This is a genomic window from Streptomyces agglomeratus, from assembly GCF_001746415.1.
Classification (GTDB): Bacteria; Actinomycetota; Actinomycetes; order Streptomycetales; family Streptomycetaceae; genus Streptomyces; species Streptomyces agglomeratus.
In genome coordinates this window covers 4,526,242-4,546,637 of the sequence record NZ_MEHJ01000001.1, presented here as the reverse complement: position 1 = coordinate 4,546,637, position 20,396 = coordinate 4,526,242, and the positions used below count along the sequence as shown (strand labels likewise).

Below are 20,396 nucleotides of genomic sequence, written 5' to 3'. Positions count from 1 at the left end.
GTAACTGGCAGCGGCCCTCCGGCGGGCGTAGCGTCGTCACCGAGAGCCACCGAAGGAGGCCCGCGATGATCCGCAGCGTCCTCGGCTGGGTCCTCGGTCTCGCGGGAGCGACGGCCGCCGTACTCAGCCCTTTCCGTACCTGGTACGACGGTCGTCTCGGGCGGCACTACCGGATCGGCGACCTGTTCGGCGGCATCACGGACAGTTCGGCCGGGATCTGGGTGTCGATCCTGCTGCCGTTCGCCTTCGCCGCCCTGCTGACCCTCGTCGGGCTGCTGCTCCGGGTCAGGCTGCTCGTCGCCCTCGCGGGAGTCGTCGTACTCGGTTTCACCGTCCTGTGGATGGTCCGCGTGGGCCAGGCGCTGGGCAGCCTCACCGTCGACGGGGAGGGCAACGGCCTGGGCGCCGGCGTCGCGCTGGCCCTGGGCGGCGGCGTACTCCTCCTGCTGTCCGCCGCGGTGATTGCCGGGCGCGGCCCACGGCATCGCGTGGACGGCGACAGGCACGGGCGGCACGGGCACGGGCGCCACGGGCGGCAGGAGTACGAACCCGAGGCCGATCACGCGTACGACGCCCACCCCGCGTACGACCACGACCACCGGCAGCACGAGCCCGCACCGGATCAGGGGGACACGCAGTCCTTCCCCTGGCGTCCGGGTCCGGGGCACCCGGACGACCGGCCGCCACCGCCGCCGGATCACCGCTACCAGTAGCGCGTCCCACCCGCCGCCACACCGGCCGCCACCGGCCGCCGGATCGCGGCTACCGGTGGCGCGCCGCCACCGGTAGCCGCGCCGGGTGTTCTCCGTGCCCGCCTCAGGCGCGCGTTCCCGAGGAGCGGCCGGTCGCCGTGCCCTTCACCGCGTCCAGGGCGTACACGCACCGGTCCTTGCTGCACGCGTACACGACACCCCCCTGTGCCACCGGTGAACCGGTGATCTCGCCGCCCGTCGCCAGCTTCCAGCGCAGTTGCCCGCCGCTCGCGTCCAGCGTGTAGAGGCAGTGGTCGGCCGAGCCGAAGTGGACGCGGCCGTCGGAGACGACCGGCGCGCCGACGACGTCGCCGCCCGCCGCGAAGCGCCACTTCGGGGTGCCGGTCACCGCGTCCAGGGTGTAGAGCGCGCTGCCGCTGCCCACGTGGACGTTGCCCGCCGCGACCAGGACCGGCTCGATGGACTGGCGGGACTCCGTGGCGATACGCCACCGGTCCTTGCCCGTGGCGGCGTCCAGGGCGTACACCGTGCCGAGGTAGTCGGCCAGGTAGACGCCACCGCCCGTGACGGCCGGCCCCGGCGCGAACGCGGGCGGGCTCAGGAACACCGCGGGAGCCTCGAAGTGCCACCGCACATGACCGCCGGCGGCGTCGATCGCCAGGACGCGCGTCCCGGCGGCGACGTACACGCAGCCGTCCGGCGCCGACGTCAGCCGCAGCGGGACTCCCCCGCACGACGCCGCGTCGCCGATCGGGTACGACCAGCGCTCGACGCCACTGCGGGAGTCCAGGGCGCGCAGCCGCGCGTCCTTCCACACGTACACCGTGTCGTCGTGTACGGCCGGACCGGCCTCCGGGGTCTCGAAGTCGCTCTGCGCGCCGGTGAGTTCCCACAGCTTCTGCCCGTTGGACGCCTCCCACGCCTGGATGCCGCCGCCCCGCGTGCCGGTCACCACCGTGCCGCGGTCGGCCTTGAGGGAGTACACCCAGGCGTCGGTCTGGAGCCGCCAGCGCTCCTGGCCGTCGGTGGCGTCGAGGGCGTACAGCGTGGGGCCGTCGGAGGCGTGGATACGACCGCCCGCGACCGCCATCGCCCAGGCGACGTCTCGGGTCTTGAACTGCCGCCGTCCGCTGGCCACGTCCAGGGCGTGCACCTCGAAGGAGGTGACGTAGACGAGATCGCCCGCCACGGCCGGCGTTCCCCACACGTCGTTGGACATGCGGAACCGCCACGGCCGCCATCCCCCGGAAGGCCCCGCGCCGTCGGCGGACTGCGCGGGTGGCGGAACGGCCGGGGGCGGCGGGGCCCCCACGGGCGGCGCCACGACGCCGGTGGCGGCGTCCGTGCCGTGCGCCGGGGCGCTCACTCCGGCCGGCGGCCTGATCCACCCCGTGGCCTGCTCGCCCGGCGCGTGACCGGCGTGACCGGAGCCCCGGGCATCGGCCACGCGCGGACCCGGGCCGATCGGCACCTTGGAGCCGGGCAGCCGCACGGAGGCATGGGCGCCGGCCTGCGCGGCGTGGGCGCCGCGCCCGCCCTGCGCGCCCTGCGCCGCGTGACCGGCGTGCGCGCCCTGCGGCGCCCGCCCGTCCGCGTACGCCGAGGCCGGTGAGGGGGACGGGGACGAAACCGGGGCGTCCGACCGGGACGCCACCGGGGCGAACGGCGGCGGGCCGGGCGGCCTCGGCGGCGTGGCGTGCTGCCGGGCCGGCGGCGCACTCGGCGTGCTCGGGAGCGCCGGACGGCCGCCCCGCCGCTGCTCGATCATCGCGGTGGCCCGGGCGGGCAGCCAGGCGGACGCCGTACCGCTGTCGTCCTCGCCGGAGGCGAAGAGGTGCGGTGAGAGCTGCGCCTGGAGGTCGGCCGGGCTGGGCCGCCGTACCGCTTCCATCTGCATGCACGACTCGATCAGCGGGCGCAGCTCGTCGGGCAGCCCCTCGACGTCGGGGCCTTCCCGCAGCAGCATGAAGACCGTCTCGACCGGGTTCGCGCCGTGGAAGGGCGCGTGTCCGGTGGCCGCGAAGACGAGCGTGGAACCGAGCGAGAAGATGTCGCTGGCACCCGTCACGCTGCGCGAGTCGCGCGCCTGCTCGGGCGACATGTAGGCGGGCGTACCGACGGCGACGTTGGTCATGGTCAGCCGTGTGTTGGAGACGCCCGACGCGATGCCGAAGTCGATGACGCGCGGCCCGTCCTCCACCACCAGGACATTCGACGGCTTGAGGTCGCGGTGGACCAGGCCCGCCCCGTGGATGGACTGGAGCGCCTCGGCGATCCCCGCCGCCAGCCAGCGCACCGCCTGGGCCGGCATCGGCCCGCATTCATTCACTATTTCTTCGAGGGAGGGCGCGGGTACGTACGCCGTGGCCAGCCACGGCACCGCCGCCCGCGGATCGGCGTCCACGACGGCGGCCGTGTAGAACCCGCTGACCGCCCGGGCGGCCTCCACCTCACGCGTGAAGCGGACGCGGAACAGCTGGTCCTCGGCGAGTTCGGTCCGTACCGTCTTGATCGCCACGCGGCGGCCCGACGCCGACCGCGCGAGATAGACCAGCCCCATGCCGCCGGCCCCGAGCCGTGCCAGCACCTCGAACGGGCCGATACGCCGCGGGTCGTGCTGCGTCAGCTGCTCCATAACTTGCCTGCCACCTCCCCGTACGAGGCCGCGAAACACAGCCCCGTGAAGCGTCTCACCACTGGGCACCACCCAGCGGTGCGCACCCTGATTCTTCCTGTCGGAGGCGGTGGTGGCGAACCCGGGGGCGGACCGGGGTGTCTCACCCGGATTCGGACAGGTCGCGCACGTGCGAAAAGTCGCTGATGAGCCGCTACGTCTTGGTTTCGCCGGGGCTGGCGGGGCCGGGCCGCTCACCGGCCTCGTCACTTTCGGCCACGTCGGCGGGTACGCCGGACCCGGAAGCCTCAGCCGCCTTCGCACGCCCGTCCGTCTTCTTCGCGGGTTCGGCGGGCTCCTCGGGTACGGCCGTCGTCTTCGCGGGTTCGGCCGTCGTCTCGGCGGGCTCGGCCGTCGTCTCGGCGGGCTCGGGGGGCGCGGCCGACTGAGCCGGTTCGGCCAGTACCGCGAAAGTCGCGCCCTGATCGTCGGTGAGTACCGCGATCCGCCCGTACGGCGTGTCGAACGGCTGTGCCTGGACACGGCCACCCAGTTCGACGGCCCTCGAAGCGGCCCGGTCGCAGTCGTCGGCCACGAAATAGACCATGAAGTGGTCGGGCATCTCGGCCGGGAACACGTCGCCCATGACGCTGCGCCCGCCGATCGCCGTGTCGGGACCGGGTTCGGCCCCCGCCGGGGACCACGTCCGGAAGTCCTCGCCCGCCTCGTCGAGGTCGAAGCCCCGGAAGCCGAAGACCGTCTCGTAGAACGGGTCGGTCCGTTCCTTGCCGCGCGCGTAGACCTCGGTCCAGCAGAACGAGCCCGGCTGGTCCCGCTTCTCGAAACCGGCGTGGGTGCCCGCCTGCCAGAGGCCGAACACCGCGCCGCCGGGATCGGCCGCCACGGCCATCGTGCCGAGCGGGGGCACGGGCACCGGGTCCGTCACCATCTGGCCGCCGGCGTCCCTGATCCTTCGGGCCAGCGCCGCCGCGTCGTCGGTGGCGAAGTAGACGCCCCAGGCGGTCGGCATGCGCCCGTCGCGCTTGGCCGCGAGGGCGGCCACCTTCTTTCCGCCGCTGAGGGCGTTGACGAACGTGGCCCACCCCGTCCGGCCCGACCATCCCGTTCTCGCCCGGTCGTCGATGCCGGGCTCCTCGAAGGTCCAGCCGAACAGCTCGCCGTAGAAGCGCTTGCCCGCTTCCACGTCGTCCAGCGTCACATCGACCCAGCACGGCATGCCTTCCGCATATACGGCCATGGGCCCGGTCCTTCCGTCGCGCGGGGCAGGGGCGATGTGTGGTGCCCGTCACACTCAAGCTAACGGGCCGGGGCGCTCCACGCAGGGAAACAAATCGAACAAGTGGGGCAATACCGGGGCATGACGCCATGGCGCGTACGGGTTGTCCACCAAAGTTGTCCACAGGCTGTTGATAAGACTATTCGGGTCGACGGATGGCCCAGGAGCGGCACAGACGGCCCGAAGTGGCCGAAAGCGCTCAGTACGGCGGACGGCGGGTGCGCGCGGTGCGCCGGTGCGGCTGGCCGGTTCCCCATTTGCAGTCGGCCGAATCGCGCTCCGATCACCCCTCGGTAAGCTGACGGCATGACAGGACAAGTACGCACCGTCGACGGCCGCGTGGCCGGACGACGCGGTCAGGCGACGCGGCAGAAGCTGCTCGACTGCCTCAGCGAGATGCTCAGCTCCTCGCCCTACCGCGACGTCAAAGTCATCGATGTGGCCCGGAAGGCGGGGACTTCACCCGCGACGTTCTACCAGTACTTCCCCGATGTGGAGGGCGCCGTCCTCGAAATCGCGGAAGAAATGGCCAAGGAGGGTGCCGGGTTGACCGAACTCGTCTCCGGCCGCTCCTGGGTCGGCAAGGCGGGCTGGGCGACCTCCGAGGAACTCGTCGAGGGCTTCCTCGACTTCTGGCGCAAAAACGACGCCATCCTGCGTGTCGTCGATCTCGGTGCGGCCGAGGGCGACAAGCGTTTCTACAAGATCCGCATGAAGATCCTGAACTCGGTCACCAACTCCCTTACGGACACGGTGAAGGAGCTCCAGGCCAAGGGCAAGGTCGACAAGGACATCAGCCCCGCCGCGATGGCCGGCTCGCTCGTGGCCATGCTGGCGGCGGTCGCCTCGCACCAGAAGGGTTTCCAGACCTGGGGTGTGAAGCAGAACGAACTCAGGCCCAATCTGGCCCTGTTGGTGCACCTGGGCATCACCGGCAAGAAGCCGACGAGGTAAGCCGGCCCCCCGCCCCCGCCCGCCCCAGAACGAGCCGACGCCACCGTTCAGTCCTGTCTACGCAGCGGCGGCCGCCACACCGGTCCGCCGCTGCGGCGTTCTCAGCGGCTTCGCCGCTCCTCCAGCCGGAAGAGCCGGATCTCCCGCTCCACCCTGGCCTGGTACGTCGCGTACGGCGGCCAGAACTTCAGTACGGCCTGCCACGCGGCGGCCCGCTCGGCGCCCTTCAGCAGCCGCGCCGTGACCTCGATGCCCTCCCCCCGCCAGCTGATCCGGGCATCCGGGTGCTTCATCAGGTTGGCCGTCCAGGCGGGATGCCCGGCCCGGCCGAAGTTGCTGCCGATCAGGATCCAGCTGTCGCACGCCTTGCCGCCGCCCCGGCCACCACCGCTGCCGCCGCTCGCCTCCTCCGGCATGCAGGCCAGCGGCGTGGTGCGGGGCAGGCCGCTCCTCGCCCCCTTCGCCGTGAGGATCACGCCCGGCAGCATCCAGGCACTCAGCAGCACCCTGCCCCGGGTCAGACGGTGGACCGCGCGGTCCACGGCGGGCACGAAGTGCGGGGCGACCCTGGCGAAGGCGCGGGTCGAGGACAGCTTCTGCATGATGCGAATTCCGGGTGCCATCAGGCCGTCACCTCCCGCCCGGCCGCTCCCGCCGCCTCCGCCGCCATGTCACCCTCGTCACCCTCGTCACCCTCCGTACCGCCGAACAGCCCCGCGACCCGTGCCGCACGGTCGCGCAGGCGGTGGACCGGGCCGAACAGCAGCTCGTCCGCCGCCGCCCGCTTGAAGTAGAGGTGCGCGTCGTGCTCCCACGTGAACCCGATCCCGCCGTGCAGCTGGACCGCCTCCCCCGCGGCCGCACGCAGCGCCTCCAGGGCCTGCGCGAGCGCGAGACCGCCGGTCGCCGGGTCCCAGGCCGCGTAGTAGGCCGCCGAGCGTGCCGCCTGCACCTGTACGTAGACGTCGGCCAGCCGGTGCTTGACCGCCTGGAACGAGCCGATCGCCCGTCCGAACTGCTCACGCGCCCTGACGTGGTCGACCGTTCGCTCCAGGGCGTACGAGGCGGCCCCGACCGCTTCGGCGGCGAGCACGACGGCTGCGGTACGCCCGGCCTCCGCCAGCGCGCCGGGCACATCGGCGGCCTCGTCCGCGCCGAGCAACTCGCCCTTCACCTCACGCAGTTGGATGCGCGCCTGGGGCCGTGTCCCGTCCAGGGCGGTCTGCCGTACGCGCACCAGCCCGGGCGAGTCGGCGCGTACCAGGAACAGTGACGTCCGGCCGCGCGCGTACCCGCCCGTGCGGGCCGCGACGAGCAGCAGGCCGGCGCTGTGCCCGTCGAGCACCTGGGCCGCCTCCCCGTACAGCGCCCAGGCGCCGTCGCGCCCGTCCGCGGCCGTACGCCGGGCCTGTACGCCACCGGAACGGCCGCCGCCCGCCCAGTCGCCGCCGGTGTTGGCGCCGGTGAGGGCTAGCGCGGTGGCGAGTCCGCCGCCGGGAACGGCGAGGGTGGCGGTCAGCGTGCCCTCGGCGACGGGCGGCAGCAGGGCGGTCCGCTGGGCCTCCGTACCGAGCGCGGCGATCAGCGGGGCGGCGAGTACGGCGGTGGCGAGCAGCGGCGACGGCAGGAGCGCGCGGCCGGTCTCCTCGCAGGCGACGGCGAGTTCGACGGTGCCGCAGCCGGCTCCTCCGTACGCGGCCGGGAGGGCGAGGCCGGGCAGCCCGATCTGTTCGGCGAGCTGCCGCCAGAGGCCGGCGTCGTATCCGGCGGTGGTCCGTACGGCCGCCTTCACCTCGTCGGGACCACTTCGTTTGGCCAGCAGATCGCGCAGCGTGCGGCGGATCTCGTCCTGCTCCACGGTGAAGGTGGCGTCCATGGAACTCCCTCCCTGTCTGACGGGCCGTCATGTTAGGGGTGGGGGGCCGAGAAGCACAGGGGCGCGTCGGCCCGGGGCGGCGGCGGGTGCGGAGCGTCGCCGCCGACGGCGGTCGCGCCGCCGAGGGCCCGCGACCACATAATCTGATGTACCGTCAGATTCATGCTGCCACGCCCTCTCCGCCGCAAGGTGGCCATCGTCGGCACAGCCCTCTCCGACTGCGGACGCGTCGACGACGCCACCCCCTACGCCCTCCACGCCCAGGCCGCCCGCCGCGCCCTCGCCGACTCCGGGCTCGACCGGTCGCTGATCGACGGCTTCGCGTCCGCCGGCCTCGGCACGCTCGCGCCGGTCGAGGTCGCCGAGTACCTGGGACTGCGGCCCACCTGGGTCGACTCGACCACCGTCGGCGGCTCCACCTGGGAGGTCATGGCCGCCCACGCCGCCGACGCGATCGCGGCCGGCCATGCCAACGCCGTACTGCTGGTGTACGGCTCGACCGCCCGCGCCGACATCAAGGCGGGGCGCCGCACCTCGAACCTCTCGTTCGGCGCGCGCGGCCCCCTCCAGTTCGAAGTCCCGTACGGGCACACGCTCGTCGCGAAGTACGCGATGGCCGCCCGCCGCCACATGCACGAATACGGCACGACCCTGGAGCAGCTCGCCGAGGTCGCCGTCCAGGCGCGGGCGAACGCGGCGACCAACCCCGGAGCGATGTTCCGCGACCCGGTGACCGTGGACGACGTACTGTCCGGGCCAATGATCGCCGACCCCTTCACCAAACTGCACTGCTGCATCCGCAGCGACGGCGGCTGCGCGGTACTGATGGTGGCGCGGGAGTACGTACCCGATGCGGCCAAGGCCCCGGTGTGGGTGCTGGGCTCCGGGACCGCCGTCTCGCACACCACCATGTCCGAGTGGGACGACTTCACGGTCTCCCCGGCGGCCGTCTCGGGGCGCCTGGCCTTCGAGCGGGCGGGCGTGCGCCCCTCGGACATCGACCTCGCGGAGATCTACGACGCCTTCACCTACATGACGCTGGTGACGCTGGAGGACCTCGGGTTCTGCGCGAAGGGCGAGGGCGGCGCTTTCGTCGAGAAGGGCCGGCTGCTGCGCGACGGCGCGCTGCCGGTGAACACCGACGGCGGCGGTCTGTCCGCCTGCCACCCCGGCATGCGAGGGCTGTTCCTGCTGGTGGAAGCGGTACGGCAACTGCGCGGCGAGGCGGGCGAAGGCCAGGTCCGCAAGGCGGACGGCGCGCTGCCGGAGCTGGCGGTGGCGTCGGGGACGGGCGGCTGGTTCTGCTCGTCGGGAACGGTGGTGCTCGGGCGGGACGGGTGACCCGGACGCGTACGACCGCCCGCGCCCCGGTTCGGCGGCGTCCTTTCCTCCGGACGTGCGTCCCCTCCTCCGGACGTGCGTCCCCGCGCACACCCGGCGCATTATGGCTCGATGACCAGCTTCCACGAGACCCTCCGCTCGCTGCGCGTGTGGGACACCACTCTCCCCGCCTTCGACCCGGACACCGCGCCCGCCGATCCGCTGCCCCTCTTCAGGCAGTGGTTCGTGGCGGCGGCCCGTGCCGGACAGGCGGAGCCGCACACCATGTCACTGGCCACCGTCGACCCGGACGGGCTGCCCGACGTGCGGACGCTGATGCTGCACGACGCCGACGAGCGGGGCTGGCACTTCGCGTCGCACGCCACCAGCACCAAGGGCCGCCACCTCGCCGCCGCCCCGCGAGCGGCGCTCGGCTTCTACTGGCCGGTCCAGGGCCGCCAGGTCCGGGTACGGGGGCAGGTCTCCACCGGGACGCCCCAGGAGGCCGACGCCGACCTGCACGCCCGCTCGACGGGGGCGCTGGCGTCGGCGCTGGTGGGGCGGCAGAGCGAGGTGCTGCGCTCGCGGGAGGAGCTGGCGCGGGCGAGCGAGGCGGCCTGGGCGCGGGCAGAGGCCGAACCGGACGCCGGATCGGCGACCTGGACGGTGTACGTCCTCGAACCGCGCGAGGTCGAGTTCTTCCAGGGCGACGAGCGACGCCGGCACGTACGGCTGCGCTACCGGCGGGACGGAGACGCGTGGGTCCGGGAGCTGCTCTGGCCGTGACCGGCTGTCGACCGGCCGCCTCCCACGGAGTCAGAGCCTGGGCCGGCAGGGCGCCGAACCGGGTGAGGTGGTCACCGCTCAGCTCTGCCCGCCGCCGGAGAGCCGGGCCGTACGGAAGACGGGAACCGCCGGCCCTTCGCCCTCGCGCCGGAAGGTGACCGTCAGCTCCATCCCGATCCGCAGGTCCGCCTCCGCGCAGCCGACGACCTCCGTCATCATGCGCGGCCCCTCCGCCAGGTCCACGACGGCGGCGACATACGGGACGCGGGCTCCGAAGGGCGGCAGGTCGTTGCGGTGGACGACGGACCAGGTGTAGAGCGTCGCGCGGCCGTTCGCCCGCTCCCACACGACGTCCTCGCTCCAGCAGTACGGGCAGAACTCACGGGGGTAGTGGTGCGGCCGGCCGCAGGCGCGGCAGCGGCGCAGCAACAGGCGGCCGTCGGCGGCGGCGTCCCAGTAGGGGCGGGTGAACGCGTCGATGTCGGGCACGTCGGCGCTCATGCCCCGAGCCATCCGATCGCGTGGTCGAGGGACCACGTCTGCCAGGACAGGGCGAACAGGGCGACGAGCGATATCAGCGCCATCATGGCGTTCTGCCCCTGCTCGGCCCAGTCGTGGATCATCAGAACGAGGTAGAGGAGGTTCAGGAGCAGGCCGGCGGCCAGCGCGACCGGCGTCAGGAATCCGGCGACCAGGCCGAGTCCGAGGGCGAGTTCGGCGTACACGACGATGTACGCCATCACCTTGGGCCGGGGCGCGACCACGGTGTCGAAGCCGCGCTTCACCGCCGGCCACCGGTGCTTCCCGGCGACGTCCGCCGCCCAGGCGATGCCCGTACCGCGCTCGAACCAGCCCTTCTTGTCCTTGTGGCGCCAGCTCTCCAGCCACCACAGGCCGAGGCCGACGCGCAGCACGGCGAGCCACTCCGCGCCACCGAGCCAGATGGTCTGCATTCCGCTCCACCCACCTTCAGCCGTCCCCGCCTATCTGACGGTACGTCAGTTCAGCGGATGGGGCGGGCCGCGCGCAAGGGGTACGGCTCCGCGACCGTCCGCGACTGTCCGTGACCGATTCGCAACCGATTTCGGTCTTGACCGATACCCATCAACAAGTTTCGTCATTACGCTGACGAATCATGGCCGATACCCCACACAACCACCCCGTCTACGTCATAGGCGGCGGACCCGGCGGACTAGCCGCCGCGGCTGCCCTGCGCGACCAGGGCGTACGCGCGGTCGTACTGGAGAAGTCCGACTCCGTCGGGGCGTCCTGGCGGGCGCACTACGACCGGCTGCGCCTGCACACCACCCGGCGCCTGTCGGGCCTGCCGGGACTGCCGATACCGCGAGCGTTCGGGCGGTGGGTGACGCGGGACAACGTGGTCAGGTACCTGGAGAAGTATGCCGAGTTCCACGAACTGGAGATCGTCACGGGGGTCGAGGTCTCCCGTATCGACCGCATCGAGGCCGCACCCGGCGAGAGGGGCGGCTGGCTGCTGCGGGCCTCCGGCGGGCGCGAGCTCACCGGCTCGGCCGTGGTGGTCGCCACCGGCTACAACCACACGCCGTACGTCCCCGAGTGGCCCGGCCGCGACACGTACACCGGCGAGCTGACCCATGCCCGCCAGTACCGCGCCCCGCGCCCGTACGAGGGCAAGGACGTCCTGGTCGTCGGCACCGGGAACACGGGCGCGGAGATAGCGGTGGACCTGGCGGAGGGCGGCGCGGCGCGCGTACGGCTGGCGGTGCGCACCGTCCCGCACATCGTGCGCCGCTCGACGGCCGGCTGGCCCGCGCAGCGCACCGGCATCCTCGTACGCCGCCTGCCGGTCCGGCTGGTGGACCTGGCCGGTGGCCTGGTCGCCCGGCTGTCGGTCCCCGACCTCTCCGCCCACGGCCTGCCGCGCCCCGGTACCGGGCTCTACTCCCGGGTCAAGGAGGGCGCCGTTCCGGTGCAGGACGTGGGGCTGATCAGTGCCGTGAAGCGGGGAGCCGTGGAACCGGTGGCGGCGGTCGAGGCCCTCGACGGGGGCGAGGTCGTACTGGCCGACGGCACCCGCATCGCGCCGGAGGCCGTGATCGCGGCGACCGGCTACCGGCGGGCGCTGGACGGACTGGTGGGCCACCTCGGGGTGCTGGACGGCCGGGGCCACCCAGTGGTGCACGGCGCGCGCACACCGCCGACGGCTCCGGACCTGTACTTCACGGGCTTCACCAACCCCATCAGCGGCATGTTCCGCGAACTGGCCATCGACGCCGGGAAGATCGCGAAGACGGTGGCGAAGAGGGCCGCGAAGAACGCCGGGAAGAAGGCCGGGAAGAAGGCCGGTGAGCAGCCCGCGAAAAGGGCCGCGAAGAAGGCCGCGAAGGCGACCGCCGAGGGGGCCGCGGCCGGTCGCGGGGCCGCCGCCGGCTGAGCGGCCCGGCGAGCCGGGGCGCGGCCGAGCGCGCGGCGACCGCGGCCCCCGCGCAGGCCCGGCTACCAGCCGGCCCCCGCCACCTGCTTCGTGGTGGCGTTCAGGCGGTTGAAGAGGTTGGTCACGCCGATGTAGAGCACGAGGCTCGCGAGCTGCTTCTCGTCGTAGTGCCTGGCGGCCTCGTCCCAGATGTCGTCCGGCACCGGCTCCGCGCGGTCGCTCAGCCGGGTGGCGGCCTCCGAGAGCGCGAGCGCCGCACGCTCGGCGTCGGTGAAGTAGGGCGTCTCCCGCCAGGCCGCCACCGCGAAGAGGCGCTCGTCGCTCTCGCCCGCCTTCCGCGCGCTGCGCACCCCGCCGTCGACGCACACACCGCAGCCGTTGATCTGGCTCGCGCGCAGGTGCACCAGCTCCAGCGTCTTCTCCGGTACGCCGCCCTTCTTCGCGGCCTTGAGGACGCTGAGGATGGCGGGCATGGCCTCGGGGATGACCACCGCGGGGTTCGGCATCCGTGCCTGCATGATTGATCTCCTTCAAGTGTGTTCGCTGTTCCGTTCGTTACCGCACTGACGGAACCGGCCGGGGGAATGTGACCGATGACCGACCACGAATTTCTGGCGGAGCGCTTCGAGGCCCACCGGGGGCACCTGCGCGCCGTCGCGTACCGGATGCTGGGCTCGCTGAGCGAGGCCGAGGACGCCGTCCAGGAGGCATGGCTGAAGCTCAGCCGGTCCGACACCACCGACGTCGCGAACCTGGGCGGCTGGCTGACGACGGTCGTGGGGCGGGTGTGCCTGGACATGCTGCGCTCGCGCACGTCACGGCGCGAGGACCCCCTCGACGTACACGCATACACGCACGTGCCCGATCCCGTCATCGGCCGGGCCGACAAGGCCGATCCCGAGCAGCAGGCCCTGCTCACCGACTCGGTCGGCCTCGCGCTCCTCGTCGTACTGGAGACGCTGCCGCCCGCCGAGCGGCTCGCCTTCGTCCTGCACGACATGTTCGCCGTGCCCTTCGACGACATCGCTCCCGTCGTCGAGCGCACCCCGGCCGCGACCCGGCAACTGGCCAGCCGCGCCCGGCGGCGGGTGCAGGGGGCCCGGCCGCCGGAGGCCGACCGTGGGCGTCAGCGGCAGGTCGTCGACGCCTTCCTCGCGGCTTCGCGCGAGGGTGACTTCGACGCGCTTCTCGCGCTCCTCGACCCGGACGTGGTGCTGCGGGCCGATGCCGGCGCCGTCACTCCCGCGACGGCGGGGACGGTCTTCGCGTCCAGGGTGGTCCGCGGGGCACGGACCGTGGTGGAGCAGGCGCTCACGTTCTCCCGGTTCGCCCCGTACGCACGGCCGGCGCTCGTCAACGGAGCGCTCGGGCTCGTCACGGCGACCGGCGGGCAGACGTACTCGGTCATGGACTTCACGCTCAGGGACGGGAAGATCGTCGAGATCAACATCCTGGCGGACCGGGACCGTCTGAGCCGGCTGGAAGTGCCCGCCCTCGACGGCTGATCGGCCCGCGGGCGGGTCTTGACGAGGCTCCGGGGCGGGTAGGGGCAGGGGAGGGCGGGCGCGGTGTGCGGGCCCGCCCTCCAGGCTTTGCCCGCCGGACTGTTCCTGACGAGCCATCAGTTCAGTAATCTGACTACGCGTCAGTTACGTTGGCCGACGAGCAGGAGCGGGCTGAGACATGCTTGGATCTACCCACGGCACCCTGACCACCGATCTCCGCGCCCGCGTCGTGGCCTGCGGAGAGGCTTCCCGCGCCGCTGTCCACGACACGGCGACCCCCACCGCCGTCGCGGCCGGCGACCTCGACGTCAGCGGCCGGCCGCTGTACGCCGAGGTCCCGGACCTCGACCGGTTCTTCCGGCCCGAGTCGGTGGCCGTCGTCGGCGCCTCCGACGCCGAGGGCAGGCCCAACACCGGGATCACCCGGCAGCTGATCGCCTGGGCCGAGCGGGTCGGCGCCCGGCTGCACCCCGTCCATCCCACGCGCGCGTCCGTGTTCGGGCTGCCCTGCGTGCCCTCCGTCCGCGACGTGCCGGAGCATGTCGACCTGGCCGTGCTGCTGGTCGGTGATCCCCTTCCGGTGGTCGGTGAACTGGGCGAGGCCAAGGTGAGGTTCGCCGTCGCCTTCGCGTCCGGCTTCGCCGAGACGGGCGAGGCGGGCGCCGCCGCCCAGACACGGCTGGCGGCCGCGGTGGAGCGGTCCGGCGTACGGCTGCTGGGACCGAACACCAACCTCAACGCCTTCGAGCGGTTCCGCGACGACCTCGAAGGCCCCGCCATCGCACTGATCACCCAGTCGGGTCACCAGGGCCGCCCCCTGCACGCCCTCCAGGAGCTGGGCATCCGCCTCTCCCACTGGGCGCCCACGGGCAACGAGGCCGACCTGGAGACGGCCGACTTCATCGCGTACTTCGCCCAGCGGCCCGAGGTCGGCGCCATCGCCTGCTACGTCGAGGGCCTCAAGGACGGCCGCTCCTTCCTGCTCGCCGCCGACCGGGCCGCGCGGGCGGGGGTGCCGGTCGTGGCGGTCAAAGTGGGCCGTACGGAGGCGGGCGCGCGTACGGCCGCCTCGCACACCGGCAAGCTGACCGGCGCGGACGAGGTGGTGGACGCGGCGATGCGGCAGTTCGGCGTGATCCGCGTGGACGCACTGGACCAGCTCCAGGACACGGCCGCCCTGCTGGCGCGGGCGCGGAAGCCGGTGGCCGACGGGGTCGTCGTCTATTCGATCTCGGGCGGTACGGGCGCGCACTTCGCGGACCTGGCCACGGCGGCGGGACTGCGGCTGCCGGAACTCCCGGCGGCCAAACAGGCCGAGCTGCACGAGTGGATACCCGAGTACCTGAACGTCGCGAACCCCGTCGACAACGGCGGGCACCCCGTCGGTGACTGGCGCGGCCGCAAGATCATCGACGCGATCCTGGCCGACCCGGCGGTGGGCGTCCTCGTCTGCCCGATCACGGGTCCCTTCCCTCCCATGAGCGACAAGCTGGCCGAGGACCTGGTGGCGGCGGCCGAGGCGACGGACAAGCTGGTGTGCGTGGTGTGGGGCTCTCCGGTCGGGACGGAGGCGGCGTACCGCCAGACGCTGCTCGGTTCGTCGCGGGTCGCCACCTTCCGTACCTTCGGCAACTGCGTCTCCGCCGTACGCGCCTACCTGGACCACCACCGCTTCACGGCCTCCTACCGCTCCCCCTTCGACGAGGCGCCGCGCACGCCGTCCCCCTCCTTCCGCAAGGCGCAGGCCCTGATGCGCCCCGGCGAGCAGCTCAGCGAACACGCGGCGAAGCAGCTGCTGCGGGCGTACGGCATCCGCGTACCGCGCGAGCAACTGGTGACCAGCGCGGCGGCGGCGGTCCGGGCGGCGGGGCTCGTCGGCTACCCGGTGGTGATGAAGGCGTCCGGGCCGCGGCTCGCGCACAAGAGCGAGCTGGGCCTGGTGAAGATCGGGCTGACGTCCGCCAGCCAGATCCGCGACGCGTACCGCGAGCTGACGGACATCGCGCGGTACGAGGGGATCGGGCTGGACGGCGTCCTGGTGTGCCAGATGGTGGAGCGGGGCGTCGAGATGATGGTCGGCGTCACGCAGGACGCGCTGTTCGGGCCGACGGTGACGGTGGGGCTCGGCGGCGTACTGGTGGAGGTGCTCCGCGACGCGTCGGTACGCGTACCCCCCTTCGGCGAGGACCAGGCCCGGGCCATGCTCGGCGAACTGCGCGGCCACGCGCTGCTGGAGGGCGTACGGGGTGCGCCGCCGGCGGATGTGGACGCGCTGGTGGAGGTCGTGCTGCGGGTGCAGCGGATGGCCCTGGAACTGGGCGACGACCTCTCGGAACTGGACATCAACCCGCTGATGGTCCTGCCCCGGGGCCAGGGAGCGGTGGCACTGGACGCGCTGGCGGTATGCCGATGAGGAAGGCGGGCGTGCCGGTGACCCCGGCGCGGTGGCCGCCGCGCGGCGCTTTCCCACCCCGCCCCTTCCCGGACCCGGGGGCAGGCCCCCAGCCGCCCGACGCCTCCGGGCGGGTCCTCAGACGCCGGACGGGCCGATTGCGCCCGCTCACCCCACCACTCCCCCAGGAGCCCCCGCATGGCGACCGACACCCCCCTCGACGACGCCGGTGAATCCCTCGACTCATTGATACGCCACACCACTGACAACAACGTCTCGTGGATCACCCTCAACCGCCCCGCCGCCATGAACGCCCTGACCTGGCCCCAGCGCGACCGCGTCATCTCGCTGCTCGCCGCCGCCTCCGCCGACCCCGCCGTGCGTGCCGTCGTCGTCACCGCCACCGGCAAGGGGTTCTGCGCGGGCGCGGATCTGCGCGGAGCCCCTACGAGCAGTGGGGAACGGGTGGCCGGGGACGTCGCCCGTACGATCCGGCTGGGCGCCCAGCGGCTCATCAGCGCCGTACTGGACTGCGAGAAGCCGGTGCTCGCCGCCGTGAACGGCACCGCCGCCGGCATCGGGGCCCACCTCGCGTTCGCCTGCGATCTCGTACTGGCCGCCGAGTCCGCCAGGTTCATCGAGGTCTTCGTACGGCGCGGACTGGTCCCGGACGGCGGCGGAGCGTACCTGCTGCCACGCCTCGTCGGCCCGCAGCGCGCGAAGGAGCTGATGTTCTTCGGGGACTCGGTGCCGGCCGCCGAGGCCGAGCGGCTGGGCCTGGTCAACCGTGTCGTGCCGGACGCGGAACTGGCCGCGACCGCCCGTGCGTGGGCCGAGCGGCTGGCGGCCGGGCCGACGCGGTCGATCGCCCTGGCCAAGCAACTCGTCAACGCCTCCCTGGACGTGGACAGGACCACCTCGTTCGCCGCCGAGGCGGCCGCCCAGGAGATCAACATGACCACGGCGGACGCGAACGAGGGCGTGGCCAGCTTCGTGGAGCGCCGTACGCCCAAGTACCGCGGTCTCTGAGCCCGGCCCGGCCGAGGTCATGCCCCACCCCGGCGGGCCCGCACCCCTTTCCATCTGACGACCCGTCAGGTTCAATGGGTGAGGTGATGGGACACGCAGGGATGGCGGCCACCGTCGTCCGATACCTCAGGACGGTCGGCGCCCCCACGGCCGCCGAACCCTACGACGCGCTCCCGCGCCCCGACCTGCGGGCCGTCGGCGCGGACGAGCGGCCACCGGTCGACCCGGCCGCGTTCCGGTCCGTACTCGGCCACTTCGCGAGCGGCGTCACGGTCATCACGGCACCGCCCGCCGCCCACCCGGACGAAGCGACGGACCAAGTGACGGACCAGGTGACGGACCACACCGGACCCGCCGGATTCGCGTGCCAGTCCTTCGCCTCGCTGTCCCTCGACCCGCCCCTGGTCACGTTCATGGTCGCCCGTACGTCCACGACCTGGCCGCGCATAGCCCGCGCCGGCGTCTTCTGCGTGAACATCCTCGGCGCGGACCAGGGCGACCTGTGCCGCGCCTTCGCGGTGAGCGGGGCGGACAAGTTCGCCGGGGTCGGCCACGAGCCCGCACCCGTCACCGGGTCACCGCTGCTCGACTCCGTACCCGCCTGGATCGACTGCCGCGTCCAGGCCGTGCACACGGGCGGCGACCACCTCATCGTGGTCGGCAGGGTGGAGGCGCTGGGCGGCACCGACGACGGTGAGCCCCTGCTGTTCCACCGGGGCCGGTTCGGCCGTTTCAGTGCTTGAGGGCGGGCGCGGCGGGGCTCCTGCGGATCACCAGTGACATCAGCGCGGCCGCCGCGCACAGCGCCCCCGCCGCATACCAGACCACGTCGTACGAACCGAACACGTCCCGCGCCACACCGCCCGCGAACGCGACGACCGCCGCGCCGACCTGGTGTGAGGCGAGCACCCAGCCGAAGACGATGGCCGAGTCCTCGCCGTACTGATCGCGGCACAGGGCGAGGGTCGGCGGGACCGTCGCCACCCAGTCGAGTCCGTAGAAGACGATGAAGAAGATCATCGGCGGGTGGACGGCCGGGGCCATCAGCATCGGCAGGAAGAGCAGCGAGACGCCGCGCAGCGCGTAGTACGCGGCCAGCAGGCGGCGGGCCTCGAAGCGGTCGGTCAGCCAGCCGGAGGCGATCGTGCCGATGACGTCGAAGACGCCGATGACGGCCAGCAGCGAGGCGGCTGCGGTGATCGGCATGCCGTGGTCGTGCGCCGAGGGGACGAAGTAGGTACGGACGAGTCCGTTCGTCGACGCCCCGCAGATCGCGAACGTGCCCGCCAGCAGCCAGAACGGCCCGGTCTTCGCCGCCGCGAACAGCACCGTGACCGCACGCTTCGCCGCCCCGCGCCGGGGCGCGGGCTTCTCGACGAACTCACCGCCGTACGGGGCGAGTCCGACGTCCGCCGGATGGTCGCGCAGCAGCAGCCACACGAACGGGACGACGACGAGGGCCGCCAGCGCGACCGTGACGGAGGCGGGCTTCCAGCCGTGGTCCTCGACGATCCAGGCGCAGAGGGGGAGGAAGACGAGCTGTCCGGACGCCCCCGCCGCCGTCAGGACGCCGGTGACCAGGCCGCGGCGCTCGACGAACCAGCGGTTGGTGACCGTCGCGGAGAACGCCATCGCCATCGAGCCGGTACCGAGGCCGACGAGCAGGCCCCAGTAGAGCATCAGCTGCCAGCTCGCCGTCATCCAGACGCTGAGCAGGGCGCCGGCCGCGACCATGCTCAGCGCGACGACCACCACCTTGCGCATACCGAAGCGGTCCATGAGCGCGGCGGCGAACGGCGCGGTCAGGCCGTACAGCGCCATGTCGATGGAGACGGCGAAGCCGATCTCGCCGCGCGACCAGTGGAACGACTCGTGCAGCGGTTCGATCAGCAGGCCGGGCAGGGAGTTGAACGCCGCTCCGCCGATGATCGTCACAAAGGCCACCGCCGCGACGAACCACGCACGGTGGATACGAGGGCGGCGGGGGCCCGCGGGTGCAGGTACGGCTCCCTGGGCGGCTTCGGTTGTCTGGGTCACGTCACACAGCTTCGAGTGCGTGGCGAGCGCGGGCGAGTGGCCCGACGGCCAGGGTTCGAAAGAATCGGGACACGCCACCAGGCCGCACAGCGCCACCGCCGACGCGGAAACCACCACGTCACAGGCGCGGCCAGAGTCCCCCTCCCGCCCCCGCGCGCGTCACTCCACCCGCCGCAGCTCCCGGACCGGCCGGGCCCCCAGCAGCGCCCCGACCACCGCCACCATGATCACCACCCCCGCCAGCAGCACCTGCTCCGCGCCCACCCGCTCCGCCACCGGACCGGCCAGCGCCCGTCCCGCCGCCATCATCAGCAGCGATCCGGACACGTCGTAGGCGTGCAGCCGGTTCAGCGCGTCGGCCGGGACGTGCGTCTGGACCGTCGTCGACCACATCACCAGCCAGAACGCGAAGGCCGCCCCGCCGGCGAACTGGCCGATCCCCAGGGCGAGTACGGACATGTCGAGACCCAGGACCACCAGGTTCACCACGACGCCGAGCAGCGCCACCGCCCCCGCCGCCAGCGGACGCCCCGGCCGCAGGCGCAGCGCCAGCAGGCCGCCCGCTACGCTGCCCGCGCCATGGACGCCCATCAGCGCGCCGTACGTCCCCGCACCGTGCCCCTTGGTCACCAGGACCGCCGTGAGCGGCATCATCGGGCCCGCCACGGTCAGCCCGTACACCGTCCAGATCGCGTTCACGCCCCACAGCCAGCTGCGCGCGGTGAACTCGTGCCACCCGTCGACCAGTTCGGACACCAGGGAGCCGCGCCGCACCGGGTCGCCCACCGGGGAAAGCCGCAGCAGGAACATGCAGGCGCCGCTCACGCCGAAGGTCGCGGCGTTCGCGGCGAACACCGCGCCCGCACCCCCCGAGAGCCCCACCACGAGCCCCGCGAAGGCCGGACCCGCCATGGTCATCAGCGCCTCGCAGACGCGCAGGACCGCGTTCGCCCGCTGTATGTCGTGCGCGATGCGCGGGACGGTCGAGGCGACCCCGGGCTGGAAGAGCGCCGCGCCGACGCCGCTGACCGCGCTCAGCCCGTACACCACCCACACCGACGGATCCCCGGCCGCGAAGGACAGGGCGAGCACCGAGGCACCGACCAGCCGCAGAGCGTCCGCGAGGATCATCATCCGGCGGGGCGTGAAGCGGTCCGCGAGTACGCCGCCGAAGAGGACCAGCACCGCGAAGGGGCCGATCCACGCGGCGAGGGCGTAGCCGACGGACGAGGCGGGACGGCCCGCGCCGAGCAGGCCCGCCGCCAGGGCGACGGGCACCATGCCGTCACCGAAGACGGCGACCGTGCGGGCCACGAAGAAGAGCCTGAAGTTACGGTTCCACAGTCCGCCGGAGTCCGCCTGCCGCATGCGTACCGTCTCGGGAATGTCCTGGGCTGCTGCGCGCTTGTCCGTCACAGCGCAGAGATGTACCAGCTAGAGGTCTATACCAGCCAGCC

The 20,396-nt window shown here is 73.0% G+C and carries 17 protein-coding genes and 1 pseudogene; 9 read left to right on the top strand and 9 right to left on the bottom strand.

All coding sequences use genetic code 11. The features are described from left to right. Positions 1-65: 65 nt before the first annotated feature. Positions 66-713 carry a hypothetical protein gene (locus AS594_RS19845; protein WP_069932486.1) on the top strand — a complete coding sequence of 216 codons (648 nt, stop codon included), beginning with the start codon at positions 66-68 and terminating at the stop codon, positions 711-713. A gap of 103 nt (positions 714-816) precedes the next feature. Here AS594_RS19845 and afsK read toward each other — a convergent pair whose 3' ends face one another. Both afsK and kbpA read right to left on the bottom strand, forming a co-directional pair. Further along, positions 817-3,348 (bottom strand): protein serine/threonine kinase AfsK, encoded by a 2,532-nt coding sequence (gene afsK / locus AS594_RS19840; protein ID WP_069932487.1) that lies wholly within the window; start codon positions 3,346-3,348, stop codon positions 817-819. 439 nt (positions 3,349-3,787) lie between these two features. Then, a pseudogene (kbpA, locus tag AS594_RS19835) lies at positions 3,788-4,585 on the bottom strand (AfsK-binding protein KbpA); the annotation flags it as partial. A 345-nt stretch (positions 4,586-4,930) separates the two neighbouring features. Between kbpA and AS594_RS19830 the strand changes: the two are divergent. Then, positions 4,931-5,578 carry a TetR family transcriptional regulator gene (locus AS594_RS19830; RefSeq protein WP_069928303.1) on the top strand — a complete coding sequence of 216 codons (648 nt, stop codon included), beginning with the start codon at positions 4,931-4,933 and terminating at the stop codon, positions 5,576-5,578. Between the two features lie 101 nt (positions 5,579-5,679). On the opposite strand, the gene AS594_RS19825 is transcribed toward AS594_RS19830, so the two are convergent. Then, positions 5,680-6,201 carry a nitroreductase family deazaflavin-dependent oxidoreductase gene (locus tag AS594_RS19825; RefSeq protein WP_069928302.1) on the bottom strand — a complete coding sequence of 174 codons (522 nt, stop codon included), beginning with the start codon at positions 6,199-6,201 and terminating at the stop codon, positions 5,680-5,682. Continuing rightward, positions 6,201-7,454: an acyl-CoA dehydrogenase family protein gene (locus AS594_RS19820; protein WP_079148716.1), complete on the bottom strand. Its 1,254-nt coding sequence runs from the start codon at positions 7,452-7,454 to the stop codon at positions 6,201-6,203. Before AS594_RS19820 ends, AS594_RS19825 begins: the two co-directional genes overlap by 1 nt. Before the next feature lie 162 nt (positions 7,455-7,616). On the opposite strand from AS594_RS19820, the gene AS594_RS19815 reads away from it, so the two are divergent. Continuing rightward, a complete protein-coding gene (locus tag AS594_RS19815) occupies positions 7,617-8,795 on the top strand; it encodes an acetyl-CoA acetyltransferase (protein WP_069932489.1) in 1,179 nt (392 codons plus the stop codon). A 111-nt stretch (positions 8,796-8,906) separates the two neighbouring features. Beyond that, entirely contained in the window at positions 8,907-9,560 is a 654-nt protein-coding gene (locus tag AS594_RS19810) for a pyridoxine/pyridoxamine 5'-phosphate oxidase (RefSeq protein ID WP_069928300.1), read from the top strand. A gap of 78 nt (positions 9,561-9,638) precedes the next feature. Here the strand turns inward: AS594_RS19810 and AS594_RS19805 are convergent, their stop codons facing one another. After that, positions 9,639-10,061 (bottom strand): Zn-ribbon domain-containing OB-fold protein, encoded by a 423-nt coding sequence (locus tag AS594_RS19805; protein WP_069932490.1) that lies wholly within the window; start codon positions 10,059-10,061, stop codon positions 9,639-9,641. Then, positions 10,058-10,513 (bottom strand): DoxX family membrane protein, encoded by a 456-nt coding sequence (locus AS594_RS19800; RefSeq protein WP_069932491.1) that lies wholly within the window; start codon positions 10,511-10,513, stop codon positions 10,058-10,060. The genes AS594_RS19805 and AS594_RS19800 overlap by 4 nt, the downstream gene beginning before the upstream one ends. A gap of 182 nt (positions 10,514-10,695) precedes the next feature. Between AS594_RS19800 and AS594_RS19795 the strand changes: the two genes are divergently transcribed. Continuing rightward, positions 10,696-11,976 (top strand): flavin-containing monooxygenase, encoded by a 1,281-nt coding sequence (locus AS594_RS19795; RefSeq protein ID WP_079144506.1) that lies wholly within the window; start codon positions 10,696-10,698, stop codon positions 11,974-11,976. 62 nt (positions 11,977-12,038) lie between these two features. On the opposite strand, the gene AS594_RS19790 is transcribed toward AS594_RS19795, so the two are convergent. Then, complete coding sequence (locus AS594_RS19790) at positions 12,039-12,494, bottom strand: carboxymuconolactone decarboxylase family protein (protein ID WP_069928297.1); 456 nt, start codon at positions 12,492-12,494, stop codon at positions 12,039-12,041. A 75-nt stretch (positions 12,495-12,569) separates the two neighbouring features. Between AS594_RS19790 and sigJ the strand changes: the two genes are divergently transcribed. The 4 genes from sigJ to AS594_RS19770 all read left to right on the top strand — a co-directional run bounded on the left by sigJ (position 12,570) and on the right by AS594_RS19770 (position 17,645). Further along, the gene (sigJ, locus tag AS594_RS19785; RefSeq protein WP_069932492.1) at positions 12,570-13,481 is read left to right on the top strand and encodes an RNA polymerase sigma factor SigJ; all 912 of its coding nucleotides are present in this window, start codon (positions 12,570-12,572) and stop codon (positions 13,479-13,481) included. Positions 13,482-13,659: 178 nt separating this feature from the next. After that, the gene (locus AS594_RS19780) at positions 13,660-15,894 is read left to right on the top strand and encodes an acetate--CoA ligase family protein (protein WP_069932493.1); all 2,235 of its coding nucleotides are present in this window, start codon (positions 13,660-13,662) and stop codon (positions 15,892-15,894) included. Between the two features lie 177 nt (positions 15,895-16,071). Next, on the top strand, positions 16,072-16,902 hold the full coding sequence (locus tag AS594_RS19775; protein ID WP_069928294.1) for an enoyl-CoA hydratase/isomerase family protein: 831 nt from the start codon (positions 16,072-16,074) through the stop codon (positions 16,900-16,902). A gap of 101 nt (positions 16,903-17,003) precedes the next feature. Beyond that, the gene (locus tag AS594_RS19770) at positions 17,004-17,645 is read left to right on the top strand and encodes a flavin reductase family protein (RefSeq protein ID WP_069928293.1); all 642 of its coding nucleotides are present in this window, start codon (positions 17,004-17,006) and stop codon (positions 17,643-17,645) included. Here the strand turns inward: AS594_RS19770 and AS594_RS19765 are convergent. Beyond that, the gene (locus tag AS594_RS19765; protein ID WP_069933854.1) at positions 17,635-18,939 is read right to left on the bottom strand and encodes an MFS transporter; all 1,305 of its coding nucleotides are present in this window, start codon (positions 18,937-18,939) and stop codon (positions 17,635-17,637) included. The genes AS594_RS19770 and AS594_RS19765 overlap by 11 nt on opposite strands. Before the next feature lie 159 nt (positions 18,940-19,098). Further along, positions 19,099-20,307, bottom strand: a complete 1,209-nt coding sequence (locus tag AS594_RS19760; RefSeq protein ID WP_079148450.1) for an MFS transporter — start codon at positions 20,305-20,307, stop codon at positions 19,099-19,101. Positions 20,308-20,396: the final 89 nt, after the last annotated feature.